Source organism: Flagellimonas hadalis (assembly GCF_007785775.2).
In the GTDB taxonomy this organism is placed as follows: domain Bacteria; phylum Bacteroidota; class Bacteroidia; order Flavobacteriales; family Flavobacteriaceae; genus Flagellimonas; species Flagellimonas hadalis.
Window position 1 is genome coordinate 554190 of record NZ_VNIK02000001.1, and the last position, 17050, is coordinate 571239.

The window sequence follows — 17050 nt, forward strand, 5'->3', positions numbered from 1 at the left end:
GCGTACTGCATAACGAATGAAAAAACGTACCATTGAAATCATGGACACCACCCTCCGGGATGGTGAACAAACCTCTGGGGTCTCCTTTTCAGCTTCCGAAAAACTCACCTTGGCCAAGTTGCTATTGGAAGAACTCAAGGTAGATCGGATTGAAGTGGCATCTGCCCGCGTATCCGAAGGAGAACTGAAAGCAGTCCAAAACATTACGGAATGGGCAGCCTCGGAAGGATACCTTTCCAAAGTAGAGGTGCTCACTTTTGTGGACAATGGCGTATCCTTGAATTGGATGATTGAGGCGGGTGCGAAGGTACAGAACTTGCTCACCAAAGGCTCAATCAATCATTTAACACATCAGCTTAAAAAGACTCCAGAACAACATTTTATAGAAATTGAAAGTGTAATCTCTCAAGCCCAAGAACTCGGTATTGAAACCAATGTGTATCTAGAGGATTGGAGCAACGGAATGCGAAATTCCAAGGCATATGTTTTTCAGTTTTTGGACTTTTTGACCCAGCAACCCGTCAAGCGGATTTTACTGCCGGACACCTTGGGAGTGCTCACACATACGGAGACAGGTTCATTTTTCCAAGAAATCATTGAAAGATACCCCAACTCCCATTTTGATTTTCATGGACACAACGATTACGACCTAAGTGTCGCCAATGTCATGGAAGCGGTAAAAGCAGGAGTACATGGATTGCACCTGACCGTCAACGGTATGGGTGAACGTGCAGGAAACGCCCCATTGGCCAGTGTTGTGGCCGTGATCAACGATTTTCTGCCGGAAATCACCATAGGTGTCAAGGAATCCTCACTGTATAAAGTAAGTAAACTGGTATCCGCATTTACCGGTTTTGGCATACCTGACAATAAACCTATCGTCGGGGATAATGTTTTTACACAAACTGCTGGAATACATGCAGATGGAGACAGTAAAAAGAATCTTTACTTCAACGATTTATTGCCGGAACGTTTTGGCAGGAAGCGGAAATATGCCCTAGGAAAAACCTCCGGGAAAGCCAATATCCAAAAGAATTTGCAGGAGCTTGGACTGACCTTGAACGACGAAGAACTGAAGAAGGTCACCGAACGCATCATTGAACTGGGTGACAAAAAAGAACGGGTCACCAAGGAAGATCTGCCCTACATCATTTCAGATGTATTGGATAGCAACTTGTACCAACAAAGGGTTTTTGTGAAATCCTACGTACTGACCCACTCCAAAGGCCTAAAACCCTCCACTACCCTTTCCATTGAGATTGAAGGGAAGCTGTACGAGGAAAGTTCCCAAGGCGATGGTCAGTTTGATGCTTTCATCAATGCCCTCAAAAAAGTGTACAAAAAAGAGAACCGGGAGCTTCCCAAGTTGGTGGACTATGCCGTGCGCATACCTCCGGGGAGCAATTCCGATGCCCTTTGCGAGACCATAATCACTTGGCAAACCAAGGAAAAGGATTTCATCACCCGTGGATTGGATTCCGACCAAACGGTATCGGCCATAAAGGCCACGGAAAAAATGCTGAATCTAGTATAACGGACAGAAGTTCAAGGCACGAGTTCAAACACAAGGACAAAAGACTGATTGGAATAACCAAATAACTCAATAACACAATAACCACAGATAAATGAAACTGAACATAGCCCTCTTGGCCGGGGATGGAATTGGCCCAGAAGTGATCGACCAAGCCGTAAAAGTATCTGATGCCGTAGCTGCAAAGTTCGGACATGAAATCAACTGGACACCGGCCCTTACCGGAGCCGCTGCCATCGATGCCGTTGGAGAACCCTATCCCGATGCAACCCACGAAGTGTGTGTGGCCGCTGACGCCGTGTTGTTCGGGGCCATCGGACATCCACGTTTCGACAACGACCCATCCGCCAAGGTCCGTCCCGAGCAAGGTTTGTTGAAAATGCGCCAAAAATTGGGATTGTTCGCCAATGTCCGCCCCACGTTCACTTTCCCATCCTTGATCGATAAATCGCCCTTGAAAAAGGAACGCATTGAAGGTACCGACTTGGTCTTTTTGCGTGAATTGACCGGAGGTATCTATTTTGGAAAAAGAGGTCGCGAAGACAATGACAATACCGCATACGACACTTGCACCTATACCCGTGCCGAAGTGGAGCGTTTGGCCCGAAAAGGTTTTGAAATGGCGATGCAACGTTCCAAAAAACTGTGTTGTGTGGACAAAGCCAACGTATTGGAAACATCACGCCTATGGAGGGAAACCGTTCAGAAGTTGGAAAAGGAATATCCAGAAGTACAGGTTTCCTACGAATTTGTGGATGCCGTAGCGATGCGTTTGGTGCAATGGCCCAGTTCCTATGACGTGTTGATCACCGAAAACCTATTTGGGGACATCCTCACCGATGAAGCATCCGTAATCTCTGGCTCCATGGGATTGATGCCCTCGGCTTCCTTGGGAGAAAAGACCTCTTTGTTCGAGCCTATCCACGGATCTTATCCACAGGCAGCCGGGAAGGACATTGCCAACCCATTGGCCACCGTACTTTCTGCAGCCATGATGTTCGAGACCGCTTTTAGTTTGAAGGACGAGGCCGAAGCCATCCGTGAAGTGGTAAACAAATCACTGTCCGAAGGCGTAGTCACCGAAGACCTTGCCGATGGCGGAAAAGCCTACAAGACCAGTGAAGTTGGGGACTGGCTGGCGAAAAATATTTAATCAACCCCCACATAGACCAAAAAAGAAAGCCCCAATAGTTCGGGGCTTTTTATTTTACTACGGTTTTTACTTTTCTACAAAATATAATCCGTACTCAAGAAGTTGCTCACCTTGGCCTCCAACAACTGCTCCACGGTTTGGGTATTCACTTCATTATCCTTGAAGGCCACAAAAGTTCGGACAGAAAAGGACCTCAAAGCATCGTGCACACTCAATGTAGCCTGTGCCGAATCCTTTCTCCCCGTAAACGGATAGACGTCAGGTCCACGTTGGCAAGAACTGTTCAGGTTCACTCGGCACACCAAGTTGGCCAATGTATCGATCAACGGTGACAAGGTATAGACATCCTTGCCGAACAAACTCACCTGTTGTCCATAGTTGGACTCGGCCATATCATCCAAAGGCTCTTCTATATCGGTAAATGACAATACGGGAATGATGGGACCAAACTGCTCCTCCTCATATACCCTCATATCCTTCGAAACGGGGTAGAGCACTGCGGGCCAGATGTAATTGTCATAATGCTTTCCACCCTTTTTGTTGATGACCTTGGCACCTTTTGCTTTTGCATCGTCCAACAATTCTTGGATATAGGCAGGCTTGTCCGGCTCTGGAAGTGGCGTAAGGCTCACTCCATCGTCCCATGGATTTCCAAATTTCAGAGCATCCACTTTTTCAGAAAAACGTTTCAAGAATTCATCCTTGATATCCTCATGCACATACACCACTTTGAGTGCAGTACAGCGTTGCCCATTAAAGGACAGCGTACCGGCGATACATTCGTTGATGGTCAGGTCGAGGTCGGCATCCGGCAGTACAATGGCCGGGTTCTTGGCCTCCAATCCCAATACCAGACGAAGTCTGTTGCTCTTTGGGTGTTGGTCCTGTAGTGCATTGGCCGATTTACTGTTGCCGATCAAGGCCAGGACATCTACCTTCCCGGTTTTCATTATAGGAGCCGCTACGGCCCTTCCACGCCCAAATAGTATATTCACCACTCCTTTGGGAAAACTGCTCTGAAATGCCTCCAAAAGTGGCGTAATGAGCAGAACCCCATGCTTTGCCGGCTTGAAAATGGTCGTGTTCCCCATAATGATGGCCGGAATGAGCAGGGCAAAAGTCTCGTTCAAGGGATAATTGTAGGGGCCAAGGCACAAAACTACGCCCAGTGGACCCCTGCGAATATGGGCATACACCCCATCGTGCTTATCAAACTTGGCGCTATTGCGGTCCAATTGCTTGTACTCTTCGATGGTGTCATAAATATACTCAACGGTACGGTCGAATTCCTTGTATGAATCCGGCTTGGATTTTCCGATTTCCCACATCAGCAGTTTGACCACTTCCTCCCTTTTCTTCTCCATCTTTTTCACAAAGGACTCCATGCACTCGATGCGGTCCTTGACCTTCATGGTGGGCCAAATCCCTTTTCCCCTGTCATAGGCCGCCATTGCCGAATCCAAAGCCTGTAAGGCCTCTTCTTCGCCCATGTCAGGAATACTGCCCAAAACTGTCGGGGCATATTCCTTGGTGGATGATATCGTGGAGACCACGGGAGTTGTCGCTCCATTCCATTTGCGGAGTTCCCCGTTTACCAAATAGGTCTTTTGATGGATCTCTTCCTTGATTTGAAATGCTTCTGGTATTACGGTCTTGGCTATTGACATAAATTGTTGTTTATAGAATTAGTGTTCTCAAAAAAATGGTCGGCAGGACTTCACAAAGCTAACATAAAAATGCTTGGAAAAGACCTCATTTCCTTGGGTTTTACTTCGAAAACGATGTAACTGTACCGATATCAAAACAGGCCCTGAAATTGTTGTGGAAATCACACCAAATACTGGAACAGGTCGGGTTTGTCGTTGAGATAGTCCCCAAAAAAATTGTTCGCCTTCATGCGCTGGATCAGCGGCTCCAGGTCATCGGCAGATTTGAGTTCTATCCCCACAACGGCGGGTGCATTCTCCCTGCTCGACTTTTTGGAATATTCAAAATGGGTGATGTCATCGTCCGGACCCAAAATATCGGCCACAAATTCCTTTAAGGCACCAGGTCGCTGCGGAAACCGAACAATAAAATAGTGCTTTAGATTCGCGTAGAGCAACGCCCGTTCCTTGATTTCGGCGGTACGGGTGATATCGTTGTTGCTTCCACTGATGATACAGACCACATTTTTTCCTTTGATCTCTTCCGCATAATCGTCCAAAACGGCAATGGTCAAAGCACCGGCCGGTTCCACCACAATGGCATCACGGTTGTACAGGTCCAAAATGGTCTGGCACACTTTCCCTTCGGGAACGGTGGATACCTGGTAAAGATAATCCCGGCAAATGGGGAACGTCAACTGCCCCACTTTTTGCACCGCAGCACCATCGATGAACTTATCAATATGCTGCAACTCGACCAATTCCCCTTTTTCTATTGATTTTTTAAGTGAAGGAGCCCCTTCTGGTTCCACACCTATGATTTTGGTCTGGGGCGAAAGCGCCTGAAAAGTTCCGCAAAGTCCGGAAGCAAGGCCACCACCGCCAACAGCGGCAAACACATAATCAATGGGCTCATCGGATTGCTGAAGGATCTCCAATCCCACCGTAGCCTGCCCCTCAATGATCTTTTCATCATCAAAAGGGTGCACAAAGGTCTTTCCTTCTTGCTCACAAAACAATTGGGCAGCTTTGTTGGAATCATCAAACGTATCGCCTTCCAACACTACTTTCACCCATTCCCCACCAAACATATTGGTCTGATCGATTTTCTGTTTTGGGGTCACCACGGGCATGTAAATGGTGCCTTTAACCTGCAAATGGCTGCAGGCAAACGCCACACCTTGGGCATGGTTTCCCGCACTGGCGCAGACCACTCCCCTTTTTAGTTCCTCTTGGGTCAATGAGCTGATCTTATTGTACGCCCCGCGAATCTTATAACTACGGACCCGGTGCAGATCCTCCCGTTTTAAAAGGATATTGGCCCCATATTTTTTGGAATAGCGGATACTTTGCTGCAAAGGCGTCTCGTCAGCAACCTGCCGAATCGTTTCTGCTGCTTGATAAATATCCGCTATTTGTGGAAAATAGGTGTCCACTGCTTTATTCATGGGGCCAATCGATTTTTTATCCGATGGGCTTCATAGCCGTCATGGAAGCGCGCAAACGGGCTCCAACCACTTCCACATCGTGTGTACGGATGGCCTTGTTTACAGCGATCAATTTGATGTTGTCCACACCATTGTCCTTTCCTTCGCCAAATTTCTTCCCGATGACATCCGTTTCGATTTTCTTCATGAAATCAGTCAACAAAGGCTTACAGGCGTGGTCAAACAGGTAGCAACCATACTCAGCGGTATCGGAAATGACACGGTTCATCTCGAACAATTTCTTTCTGGCGATGGTGTTTGCGATCAATGGGGTTTCGTGAAGCGACTCGTAGTAAGCCGATTCGCCAATGATTCCGGATTCTGTCATGGTCTCATAGGCCAATTCAACCCCAGATTTCACAAAAGCGACCATCAACACACCGTTGTCGTAGTACTCCTGCTCAGAGATTTTCACATCCCCTGCTGGAGTCTTTTCAAAGGCAGTTTCGCCGGTAGCGGCACGCCAATCCAATAGATTTTTATCGCCATTGTCCCAATCTTCCATCATGGTTTTGGAAAAATGACCGCTCATGATGTCATCCATGTGCTTTTGGAACAACGGACGCATGATCACTTTCAATTCTTCGGCCAAATCAAAGGCCTTTATCTTGGCAGGGTTAGACAAACGGTCCATCATATTGGTAATCCCACCCTGTTTCAATCCTTCGGTGATGGTTTCCCATCCGTATTGGATCAATTTGGACGCATAGCCCGCATCCACACCCTTTTCAATCATTTTATTGAAGGAAAGGATAGATCCTGTCTGCAACAGACCACAAAGAATGGTCTGCTCTCCCATCAAATCCGACTTTACCTCGGCTACGAAGGAAGATTCCAACACACCAGCTTTATCGCCACCAGTACCGGCAGCATAGGCCTTGGCTTGCTCCAAACCTTTCCCCTCCGGATCATTTTCCGGGTGAACGGCGATCAAGGTCGGAACTCCGAATCCTCTTTTGTACTCTTCACGCACCTCAGAACCTGGGCTTTTTGGCGCCACCATGATCACGGTGATGTCCTCACGGACCTGCATTCCTTCTTCCACAATGTTGAATCCGTGGGAATAGGATAATGTGGCCCCTTTTTTCATCAACGGCATAACGGTACTTACCACATTGGTATGTTGCTTATCCGGGGTCAGGTTGATGACCAGGTCTGCAGAGGGGATCAACTCCTCATAGGTTCCAACCGTAAAATTGTTCTCCTTGGCATTTTTAAAGGATTGTCTTTGTTCTTTTATGGCGGCGGCACGGAGTGCATAGGAAATATCCAATCCTGAGTCCCTCATGTTCAAACCTTGGTTCAAACCTTGGGCTCCACAGCCAACAATTACAATTTTTTTGCCTTTTAGGGCGGTAACACCATCAGCAAACTCACTGGGGTCCATAAACCTACATTTTCCCAATTGGGTCAATTGCTCGCGAAGCGATAGTGTGTTGAAGTAATTTGTCATTTTTAGTATCTGATTTTGCTATTTATTGATTTTGAAACTCTGCCAAGAGGTTGGTAATGGGCATGGCGGCCTTGCTGACGGCTATCCGGCCCGTGCGCACAAATTGCATGATGCCATAAGGCTCCAATGCTTCGTGCATTTCGTCAATCTCATGCCGACGTCCGGTTTTTGCCAACACAAAGAACTCGCGACTCACCGTAACGATCTGTGAGTGGTGTTCTTTGATGATATTTTGAATTTGGCGTTCATCAAACAACAAAGCAGAGGCTATTTTGAACAAGGCAGACTCTTGATAAATAGTCTCCTCATCCGTATGGTAATAGGCTTTGATGACCTCTACCTGCTTTTCAATTTGATTGACGATCTTTATGGCCCAATCTTCGGTGGAAAAAATTACAATCGTGAATTTTGATACACCTTCAATCTCTGATTTTGAAACATTTAAACTTTCTATATTGATGTGTCGCTTTAAGAATATCCCTGATATCCTGTTCAGCAATCCCACATGATTTTCGGAGTAAACCGAAATGGTAAACCATTCTTTTTCCATGCTATTTTATTTTAACTGCAACGATAAGTCCTGTGGACCAATCCATCTTTGTAAGTGTTATATCTTCTCTCTTTTCCAGTATTTGAACCAATTCCTTGGCTTTTTCTTCGTGTCCTGATGGCCAATTGGGCTGTTTGCGCATGTCATCAATCACATAAAAACCACCCGTTTTCAGCAATTCCAATGCTTTATCCAAATGGCTATACTTTCCGGGCCAAGCATCTGCAAAAATCAAATCGAAAGCTGCTCCATTGTAGGATTCCAACCATTCTCCACCATCGGTACAAACCAATTCCAATCTAGACTCACCATCAAAAAAAGTATTGGCAATCTGAATGAGCTCCGGATCGTTGTCAACACTGACGATTTGGGAATTTTCATCCATGCCTTTGATCATCCAAGCCAAGGACAGTCCGATTCCCGTACCCAACTCCAAAAAATTTCCATTGGGCTTGGAAGCCACCAGTGTCTTCAGCAATGTGCCAATGTACACGTCGGAAGGCATGCCAAAACCTATTTCCCTCGATTTCTCAAGCAACGCCGGATACCTACCTGGCATTTTTATAATATTGGCCTGGTCCATCTTACTTCAATAAGATATCGGAGATGGAAGCTCCTGTCGGAACCATTGGGAACACATTGTCTTCCTTCTCTACCCGAACCTCCAAGAAATAAGGGTCTTTGGACGCCATCATTTCCTCCACGGCTTCCTTCAGATCGGAACGCTCCACTACCCTTCTGGCCTTGATGTGATAGCCTTCGGCGATTTTCACGAAATCAGGATTGGTCATTACGGTTGAGGCGTAACGTCTTTCAAAGAAAAGTTCCTGCCATTGGCGCACCATCCCCAAGTGATCGTTGTTGAGGACCACAATTTTAACGGGAAGATTGTGTTGGAAGATAACCCCAAGCTCCTGAATGGTCATTTGGTACCCACCATCGCCGATGATAGCAACAACTTCACGCTCCATGGCGCCCATTTTGGCACCGATGGCCGCTGGAAGGGCAAATCCCATGGTGCCCAAACCACCAGAAGTGATGTTACTTTTGGTCTGTTTGAACTTGGCATACCGACAAGCTATCATCTGGTGCTGTCCCACATCGCTAACAATTACAGCCTTATGTCCAGAAGCCACATTGATCTGCTCAATGACTTCACCCATGGTAAGGCCCGGCTTGGTGGGATAGATATCCTTGTCAATTACGGTATCGTATTCGATTTGTCGCTTTTTCTCAAACTCGGCCACCCACTCCTTGTGCTCATTCTTGTTGACCAAGGGCAACAAAAGTTCCAAGGTTTGCTTGGCGTTGCCCAAAACGGCAACATCCACCTTTACATTTTTATTGACTTCCGCTGGATCTATCTCAAAATGAATGACCTTAGCTTGTTTGGCGTAGGTTTCCAGATTCCCGGTCACCCGGTCATCAAACCGCATCCCGATGGCAAGAAGCACATCGCATTCGTTGGTTAGCACATTGGGGCCGTAATTTCCGTGCATGCCCACCATGCCCATGTTCAGCGGGTGGTCGGTATCCATGGCTGAAAGTCCCAAAATGGTCCAAGCTGCAGGGATTCCCGCTTTTTCGACCAATGCCTTCAGTTCTTCCTCGGCCTCGCCCAAAATAACACCTTGTCCAAAAACGATATAGGGTTTTTTGGCGTTGTTGATCAATTCCGCTGCCTTTTCAATGGCTCCCATATCTGGCTTTGGAGCTGGTTTGTAGCTTCTCACCCCCGTGCATTTCTCATACACGAAATCCAACTCATCAAACTGGGCATTTTTGGTGATGTCCACCAATACGGGGCCTGGGCGTCCCGACCTTGCAATGTAGAATGCCTTGGCCATGATTTCGGGGATTTCATCCGCCCGGGTAATCTGGTAGTTCCATTTGGTCACCGGGGTTGAAATGCCTACGATATCGGTTTCCTGAAAAGCATCTGAACCCAACAAATGCCGTGCCACCTGCCCGGTGATACAGACCATTGGCGTAGAATCTATCTGGGCATCGGCGATACCTGTCACCAAGTTCGTGGCTCCGGGACCGGAAGTGGCCATGGCCACCCCCACTCTTCCGCTTACCCTTGCGTACCCCTGTGCAGCATGGGTCGCCCCTTGCTCATGTCGGGTAAGGATGTGGGTAAGCCTATCCTGAAACTTGTACAATTCGTCATACACGGGCATGATGGCCCCTCCGGGATACCCATAGATCAAATCCACACCCTCTGCCAACAAACAATGGATGATGGCCTCAGCTCCGGTGATACGGATCGCTGTCTTTTTTTTCGTGTCTTTCTTTTCCGCTTTTAATGTTTCCATAAGCCTATATTTTGGGGTTGTCCCGCTATGCTCTTCTGGAGCTCGTTTTTATATCAAATCCGTTACACATCCCTTGGATGCTGATGAGACCGTCTTGGCATATTTGTACAAACTGCCCGATTTCACTTTCAATTCCGGCTGTTTCCACTCTTTTCTTCGCTTTTCCAGTTCTTCATCTGAAATGTTCATGTTGATGGTATTGTTTACGGCATCGATGGTAATTTCATCACCATCCTTCACCAAGGCAATTCCACCACCCACTTGCGCTTCAGGGGAAACGTGACCCACCACAAACCCATGGGAACCACCAGAAAAACGTCCGTCGGTGATCAAGGCCACGTCCTTTCCAAGACCAGCACCCATGATGGCAGAAGTCGGTTTCAACATTTCGGGCATACCGGGCGCGCCTTTGGGCCCTTCGTAGCGAATGACCACTACGTCACCTTTCTGCACTTTTCCATTGTGGATGCCTTGGTTCACTTCAATTTCACCATTGAAAACCCTTGCGGTTCCAGTGAAACTCAATCCTTCTTTTCCTGTGATCTTGGCCACGGCACCTTCTGTTGCCAAATTGCCGTACAGGATGCGGATATGCCCTGTTTCCTTGATGGGCTGCTCCAAAGGCTTGATGATATCCTGACCTTCTGCCAAATCGGGAACATCCAAGAGGTTTTCTGCCAATGTTCTGCCCGTAACTGTCATACAATCCCCATGCAGCATGCCTTTCTTCAACATATATTTCAATACTGCCGGCACACCACCAATTTTATGAAGGTCTTCCATCAAGTATTTCCCACTGGGCTTCAAATCGGCCAACAACGGGGTCGATTCGCTGATACGTGTGATGTCTTCCAAAGAGAAATCCACCTCAGCGGCATGGGCAATGGCCATAAAATGCAATACGGCATTTGTGGAACCTCCCAAAACCGTCACCAACCGAAAGGCATTCTCCAACGCTTTTTTGGTCACGATGTCCTTGGGCTTCAAATCCATTTCCAAAAGGTTCATAATGGCTTCTCCTGCGGATTCACAATCAGCACCTTTGGCTGAGTTAACCGCTGGAATGGAAGAGTTAAAGGGCAATGACATGCCCATCGCCTCAATGGCCGAGGCCATGGTATTGGCGGTGTACATACCCCCACAGGCCCCAGCTCCCGGACATGCCTTGTGGATAACTGCCTTGAATTCTGTTTCATCTATGGTTCCCGCCACTTTTTGGCCATAGGCCTCGAAGGCAGAAATGATATCCAATTTCTTATCGTTATGGCAACCAGGGGCAATGGTGCCTCCATAGACCAAAATTGAAGGCCTGTTCAGCCTTAATTGGGCCATAAGGGCTCCGGGCATGTTCTTATCGCAGCCCACAACGGTCACCAGTCCATCATAATACATGGCCTGCATCACTGTTTCGATGGAATCGGCGATGATGTCCCTCGATGCCAAGGAATAACGCATTCCCGGAGTTCCATTGGAAATTCCATCACTAACGCCGATGGTATTGAAGATGAGTCCGACCATATTGGAAGCCTCCACTCCTCTTTTCACCTCTTTGGCCAATCCGTTCAAGTGCATGTTACAAGGGTTCCCCTCATAACCGGTACTGGCTATTCCAATAAATGGTTTTTGTAAATCTTCATCTGTGAGCCCCAATGCATGCAACATGGCCTGGGCGGCCGGCAGCGTAGGATCTTGGGTCACGTTCTTGCTAAACTTGTTCAATTCCATTATCAAATTTCATTCTAATGCAGCGTTCTACTGAATTTATCTCTGCAAACCAAAGATAGATGTTTAAAAAGCCTTAGATTTTTAACAGAAAAGGGCTGTTTAAATCCATTTGGAACATAATAAACTTTAATTGCTGTAAATCAACTACTTAAGCCATTTTAAAATCCAATATTCAATTATTTTCACCGGTAAAGAAAAAGGGCCTGCATCAGCTTTTGATACAGGCCCTTTCCATCGACAGCACGTCTGTATCATTCCAGATTTGGAACAATAATGACCACGCTGATGACTGGATTATTTCTTTTCATGCTCCAATGTTACGAAAAATTTGGGTGTTATTCCACCATCCGATCAAAAAAAAGAATTGGAACTCACACCAGTTTGAAGGTAAGCTTGTCCCCTGACTTTTTCTGGGCCAGGGTACATATCGAATCTTCTGAAAGTTGCAAGACACGCGGATACCCTCCGGTGGTCTGCCCGTCCTTCATCAAAACGATCAATTTTCCGGCCGGAGTGAACTGCACCGTACCCGGCAAAGTACCCGAAGTGAGCATGGAATGGGAGTGCCCGGCTATGGTCTCCGAAAGTTGGTAGGCCATTCTATTGTTTTCCTTGGAAACGGTGAATGTCTTCGTGAAGATCTCGGTGAGTTGGGCATCGGACAGGATGGAAAACTCAGGCCCCTTATACACTTCCAAATAGTTTTTATGGAAGTGCTCCTCTATCTTCACCTCGGAAATAATGGGACTGTACGAAAGCATTTTGCCATATTTCACCTCATCGCCGTCCTTGAGTCTTTTTTTCTTGGTCACGGGAACAAATTGCGAACGGCTCCCCAAGACCACATCCGTCTGGAAACCTCCTTTTATGGCCAAATAGCCCCTAAAACCATCATCCAACCTGCCATAGGACAGGATATCCCCTTTGTCCACTTTCACCACATGATAGTTTTCTATGGGTTGATTGTTCAGGGTGGCGGAAATATGGGCACCGGACAGGCAGATGTAGGTAGGCTCATCAAATTGGAGCGTGGGGCCTGTCATGGTAATTTCCATCGCAGCGGCATTGGGGTCGTTTTCCAACAAGAGATTGGCCTTTTTTACAGATAGTACGTCCATCGCCCCCGAAATTGGAACACCGATGTCACGGTATCCGAACCGCCCCAAATCTTGAATGGTCACAAAAAAACCGGATTTCAACACTTTAAGCATCCAACGCTACTTTTTCTGGTTTATAAATGCCCACTTCTCCTTCTATTTTGTGCAGTTCGTATTCAGCTTTCGATATTTTTTCAAACTGGATTTTGTCCCCGACCTTAACAAAACAGGGTTCTTTTGCATTGGGGTCGAACAAGGTGACCGGACAATTCCCGATGATGTTCCAGCCTCCCGGGGAGTCCTGCGGATAAATGCCCGTTTGTTTTGCCGCCAATCCCACGGAGCCTTTGGCCACCGCCAAGCGAGGTTCGGCCCTCCTTGGAATTTCAAGGGATGTAGGGAGTCCGCCCAAATACATGAAACCCGGCAAAAATCCGATGCCATAGACCACATATTGATGGGAAGTATGCTGATGGATGAGTTCTTCTATAGACAAACCCAAGGTTTTTGAAACTTCTTCGATATCGATCCCAAATTCCAGGTCGTAGCATACTGGAATGGTCCACAAATGTCGTTTTCTTTTGATGGCTGGGCTTACTTGTTCGGCATAGCAGTCCAAAATGAGCTTTTTGACCTCTTCGAAATCCAAATGGTCCTCATTATAAACCATGGTCAGGGAATTGTAGGCCACGGACATCTCCCAACCTTGTATTTTGCGTTGCTTGAAGGCATCCATGAAATCGAGAATGTCTGCCAGAATGGATTCTTCAACTTTGTTGGGCCATTCGATCAAGACGGCCCGTTCTCCAAATGGTTTGATGGTGATGGGGTAACTTTTCACTTTTCTAGGTTCACCTGATGTTTGGGTAATTCCCGTGAAAGATACATCAATATTTCCAATGCCGAAGGAGTATCCCCGTGCACACAGAGGGTTTTTGCCTCTATTCTTCGGATTTTTCCATCCACAGCGGCAACAGTGCCTTCTTTTATTATGGGCAATATATGGTCCAAGACCTTTTTAGGGTCTTCAATCAGGGCTTTTTCACTTTTTCTGGACACCAAACTCAAGTCAGGATTGTAGTTTCTGTCCGCAAAGGCTTCGGGCCATACCTCAAAACCTATGGTCTGGGCCTTACTTGCCACCACAGACCCAAACGGGGCATACACAATGGTCGTGTTCTTATATTCCTTGATGGCCTCCAAATAGACATCGGCAGCCCCGGCATCTTTTGCCGTTTGGTTATACAAGGCGCCATGCGCCTTGATATGATGCAGTTGGTCACCTTCCTTTTTTAGGATGCTATTGAATGTGTCCAATTGATCTCTTATACTTTGTATAAGCGCATCCGCAGGGATGTCCATCACTTCCCTTCCAAAATTGGCCTTGTCGGGGTACGATGGATGGGCACCTATTTTCACACGGTACTTTCGGGCCAATAGGATGACTTCCCGCATGCTCTGGACATCGCCCACGTGTCCGCCACAGGCAATATTGCATGAACTGATGAAGGGAAAAATATCGGCCTCATTGCCTATTCCTTCCCCAACGTCACAGTTGATGTCCATTTTCCATGTTTTCATTTGATGGGTTGATATGTTATTGGGGTATTATGTTATTCATTTATTGGTTATTCAGTTATTGGTCATTGGTTATTGACCATTGGTTTCAGGTTTCCGTCTTCTAACTTTCGATTTCAAATCAAAACACTCCTGCTACTTTAAGGATGCTTTTTATCCCCAGAAAAATACTGAACAGCACTATGGCCAGTCCGAAGGCATTCTGAAGCATCGTGTTCTTGAACTGGCCCATAACGGACCTTTTGTTCACCACCCAAAGCAACAATAGGGCCATGATTGGAAGCAACAGCCCATTGGCCACTTGGGCAAATTGTATCACTTCGATGGGTTTGATGTCGAAAGACAATGAGACAACACCACAGAAAAGCACAAAGGCCCAGGTCCATTTGAATCGCTTGTCCTGCATGCCACCAGACCATCCAAAACAGCTACTAGCCACATAGGCCGCCGCCAATGGCGCGGTGATGGCCGAAGTAATCCCTGCGGCCAATAGTCCAACGGACATAAAGTAAACGGCCATTTTGCCGAAGAGGGGTTCCAGCCCCTTTGCCATGTCCAAAACTTGGTCCACATTGGCAATGGGAGCTGCTGAAGCGGTCACCAAAATGGCAATGGACACGATACCTCCCAAGGCAATGGATACAATCGTGTCCCATTTCACCTCCTTGATTCCGGTTTCTGACTTCCACTTCTCCTTGACCAAGGATGCATGTAAAAAAAGATTGTAGGGCACCACCGTGGTCCCGACCAAAGCGATGACGGTGAACAAACTCCCTTCCGGAAGGCTGGGCACGAACATCCCTTTCGTTATTTCCGTCAATGAGGGTTTGGTGATGATGGCACAAAGGACAAAACTAGCTCCCATGATGCCCACCAAGCCTACAAAAATGCGTTCCAATATCTTATATGTACTGAACCAGAGCAACAGGAATATGAAAATCCCGATCAACATAGGCAAGTACGGTTTTGCCCATTCCTGGCCAACAAATTGTTCCAATCCCAAGGTCGCCCCACCTATATTCCCCGCCTCGTAGGCAGCGTTGCCGATGAGTATAGCCGCTAAAACCACGGTGATCACCGTTTTCTTCATCCAGGGTACTTTCAGCTCTTGACGTACCACATCCACCAGTCCACTTTGGGTGACCACTCCTATCCTACCTGCCATTCCCTGTAGCACAATGGTGGCCAAAATGGACACGGCCAAGGCCCAGATAAGGGCATATCCGAAGCGTGCCCCGGCCAAGGTGCACATTGCTATGGTTCCCGGTCCCACGAAGGCCGCTGCGACCAATACCCCCGGTCCTATTTTTTTAAACATTGCTCAGTTGGTTCATGCAATGAATTTAACAGGATATTGGGACAAACCATGTATTTCGTCCAAAAAAATGTATTTCGTCTAAAAAAGGGATGTTTTACATCGACCGATTATACGAATTTGCAAAAGCGAAAGTTATTATGATTACCAAATCGTACTACAAAACTTGAACTTGACTAACACACTTATGACCTGTAAGGATTGTGGCAAAAGTATTGATCATCATCAGTACCGGGCATCCATGGATTCCCTTGGTGTTCAGCTTTGCGAAAGACATACTCGACTTATCAAAAAAGTCATCCTTGACAACGATACTCCCCCAGAAGCCGTCCAACTCTTTTATGCTTTGAAGGAAGCCGGTGCCCATCCCATGTTGGAATGGTGGGACGGCAAAAAATCGGTCGATATTGCCATTTCAAGGGTAAAACTGAACATTGAAATAGATAGGGATTATAGTAGGATAACCCACGAACAGGCCATAAGCGATCTTGAAGATGCCATGCACTCGTTCAAAAATGGGTTCACCACTATTCGAATTCCCCATTTGGCCATCACCTATTATTTGGATGAAACCGTACAGAACATTTTGGGGATCATCTCCGGGCTCAAGGCAAACATCAAGGCCATCTAGTCACAAAACTGCAGACTATTATCCTTTTTGGTGAGCTTGTATTCCAAAATATTGATGATGATGGGGTGTTCGCCTATGTTCTCCAGATCGTTCACATAGTTTTTGCCCCTGTACTCAAAATATTCCGTATCCCCGGGATCCAGTTTTATCATGTCTATTTTGCCGTTTCCGTACCGGGTAAGGGCCAATCCCCCCGTAGTGCAGACCCAACCATAGTTGGTATTGTGCCTTCGGAAAGGAATTCGTTCGCCCGGGGCCAAATGCAGATCCCAAAGCTTGACACTTTCGTTCTCAAATACCAATCTATTACTCAAAGACCTTGTTATATCTTGATGCAGCAACTCATCGATCTTCTCCTGCTCCCACGGGTCAAAGTTGCCCACTGGGTTCAATTCCACACATTGCATTCTTATGAATTTTGAAAAATGGGTGCAAAAATACTCCATAACATACTCAAATCCAGATCGGTAAGGATATTTAACGTATTTTTTACACTTATTCCCCAAAAGGGTCATTCCATTGCCAATTCCATGGCCAAGTCCCTAAAATTTTGGATTTTTCAAAAA

15 protein-coding genes are annotated in these 17050 nt (G+C 46.8%); 3 read left to right on the forward strand and 12 right to left on the reverse strand.

Features of this window, described 5'->3' with window-relative positions:
* The first annotated feature begins 16 nt into the window (after window positions 1–16).
* Window positions 17–1534, forward strand: a complete 1518-nt coding sequence (locus tag FOT42_RS02405; RefSeq protein ID WP_151888972.1) for an alpha-isopropylmalate synthase regulatory domain-containing protein — start codon at window positions 17–19, stop codon at window positions 1532–1534.
* 91 nt (window positions 1535–1625) lie between these two features.
* Entirely contained in the window at window positions 1626–2684 is a 1059-nt protein-coding gene (gene leuB, locus FOT42_RS02410; RefSeq protein WP_151888973.1) for a 3-isopropylmalate dehydrogenase, read from the forward strand.
* Between the two features lie 74 nt (window positions 2685–2758).
* Here leuB and FOT42_RS02415 read toward each other — a convergent pair whose 3' ends face one another.
* The 11 genes from FOT42_RS02415 to FOT42_RS02465 all read right to left on the reverse strand — a co-directional run bounded on the left by FOT42_RS02415 (window position 2759) and on the right by FOT42_RS02465 (window position 15856).
* Window positions 2759–4351: an NADP-dependent glyceraldehyde-3-phosphate dehydrogenase gene (locus tag FOT42_RS02415; protein ID WP_151888974.1), complete on the reverse strand. Its 1593-nt coding sequence runs from the start codon at window positions 4349–4351 to the stop codon at window positions 2759–2761.
* A 161-nt stretch (window positions 4352–4512) separates the two neighbouring features.
* Window positions 4513–5778: a threonine ammonia-lyase gene (ilvA, locus tag FOT42_RS02420; RefSeq protein ID WP_151888975.1), complete on the reverse strand. Its 1266-nt coding sequence runs from the start codon at window positions 5776–5778 to the stop codon at window positions 4513–4515.
* A gap of 16 nt (window positions 5779–5794) precedes the next feature.
* Window positions 5795–7270, reverse strand: a complete 1476-nt coding sequence (gene ilvC, locus FOT42_RS02425) for a ketol-acid reductoisomerase (protein ID WP_151888976.1) — start codon at window positions 7268–7270, stop codon at window positions 5795–5797.
* A 22-nt stretch (window positions 7271–7292) separates the two neighbouring features.
* Window positions 7293–7820, reverse strand: a complete 528-nt coding sequence (ilvN, locus tag FOT42_RS02430; protein WP_151888977.1) for an acetolactate synthase small subunit — start codon at window positions 7818–7820, stop codon at window positions 7293–7295.
* 1 nt (window position 7821) lies between these two features.
* Window positions 7822–8379 carry an O-methyltransferase gene (locus tag FOT42_RS02435; protein ID WP_226789774.1) on the reverse strand — a complete coding sequence of 186 codons (558 nt, stop codon included), beginning with the start codon at window positions 8377–8379 and terminating at the stop codon, window positions 7822–7824.
* Between the two features lie 25 nt (window positions 8380–8404).
* Complete coding sequence (ilvB, locus tag FOT42_RS02440; protein ID WP_151888979.1) at window positions 8405–10138, reverse strand: biosynthetic-type acetolactate synthase large subunit; 1734 nt, start codon at window positions 10136–10138, stop codon at window positions 8405–8407.
* Between the two features lie 48 nt (window positions 10139–10186).
* On the reverse strand, window positions 10187–11863 hold the full coding sequence (ilvD, locus tag FOT42_RS02445) for a dihydroxy-acid dehydratase (RefSeq protein ID WP_151888980.1): 1677 nt from the start codon (window positions 11861–11863) through the stop codon (window positions 10187–10189).
* A 371-nt stretch (window positions 11864–12234) separates the two neighbouring features.
* Entirely contained in the window at window positions 12235–13074 is an 840-nt protein-coding gene (locus FOT42_RS02450; RefSeq protein WP_151888981.1) for a 5-oxoprolinase subunit C family protein, read from the reverse strand.
* Entirely contained in the window at window positions 13067–13801 is a 735-nt protein-coding gene (gene pxpB, locus FOT42_RS02455; protein WP_151888982.1) for a 5-oxoprolinase subunit PxpB, read from the reverse strand. Before pxpB ends, FOT42_RS02450 begins: the two co-directional genes overlap by 8 nt.
* On the reverse strand, window positions 13798–14541 hold the full coding sequence (gene pxpA, locus FOT42_RS02460; RefSeq protein WP_151888983.1) for a 5-oxoprolinase subunit PxpA: 744 nt from the start codon (window positions 14539–14541) through the stop codon (window positions 13798–13800). Before pxpA ends, pxpB begins: the two co-directional genes overlap by 4 nt.
* Before the next feature lie 118 nt (window positions 14542–14659).
* Complete coding sequence (locus FOT42_RS02465; RefSeq protein ID WP_151888984.1) at window positions 14660–15856, reverse strand: Nramp family divalent metal transporter; 1197 nt, start codon at window positions 15854–15856, stop codon at window positions 14660–14662.
* A 169-nt stretch (window positions 15857–16025) separates the two neighbouring features.
* On the opposite strand from FOT42_RS02465, the gene FOT42_RS02470 reads away from it, so the two are divergent.
* Window positions 16026–16484 carry a hypothetical protein gene (locus FOT42_RS02470; RefSeq protein ID WP_313788411.1) on the forward strand — a complete coding sequence of 153 codons (459 nt, stop codon included), beginning with the start codon at window positions 16026–16028 and terminating at the stop codon, window positions 16482–16484.
* Here FOT42_RS02470 and FOT42_RS02475 read toward each other — a convergent pair.
* The gene (locus FOT42_RS02475; RefSeq protein ID WP_151888985.1) at window positions 16481–16891 is read right to left on the reverse strand and encodes a hypothetical protein; all 411 of its coding nucleotides are present in this window, start codon (window positions 16889–16891) and stop codon (window positions 16481–16483) included. The genes FOT42_RS02470 and FOT42_RS02475 overlap by 4 nt on opposite strands.
* Window positions 16892–17050: the final 159 nt, after the last annotated feature.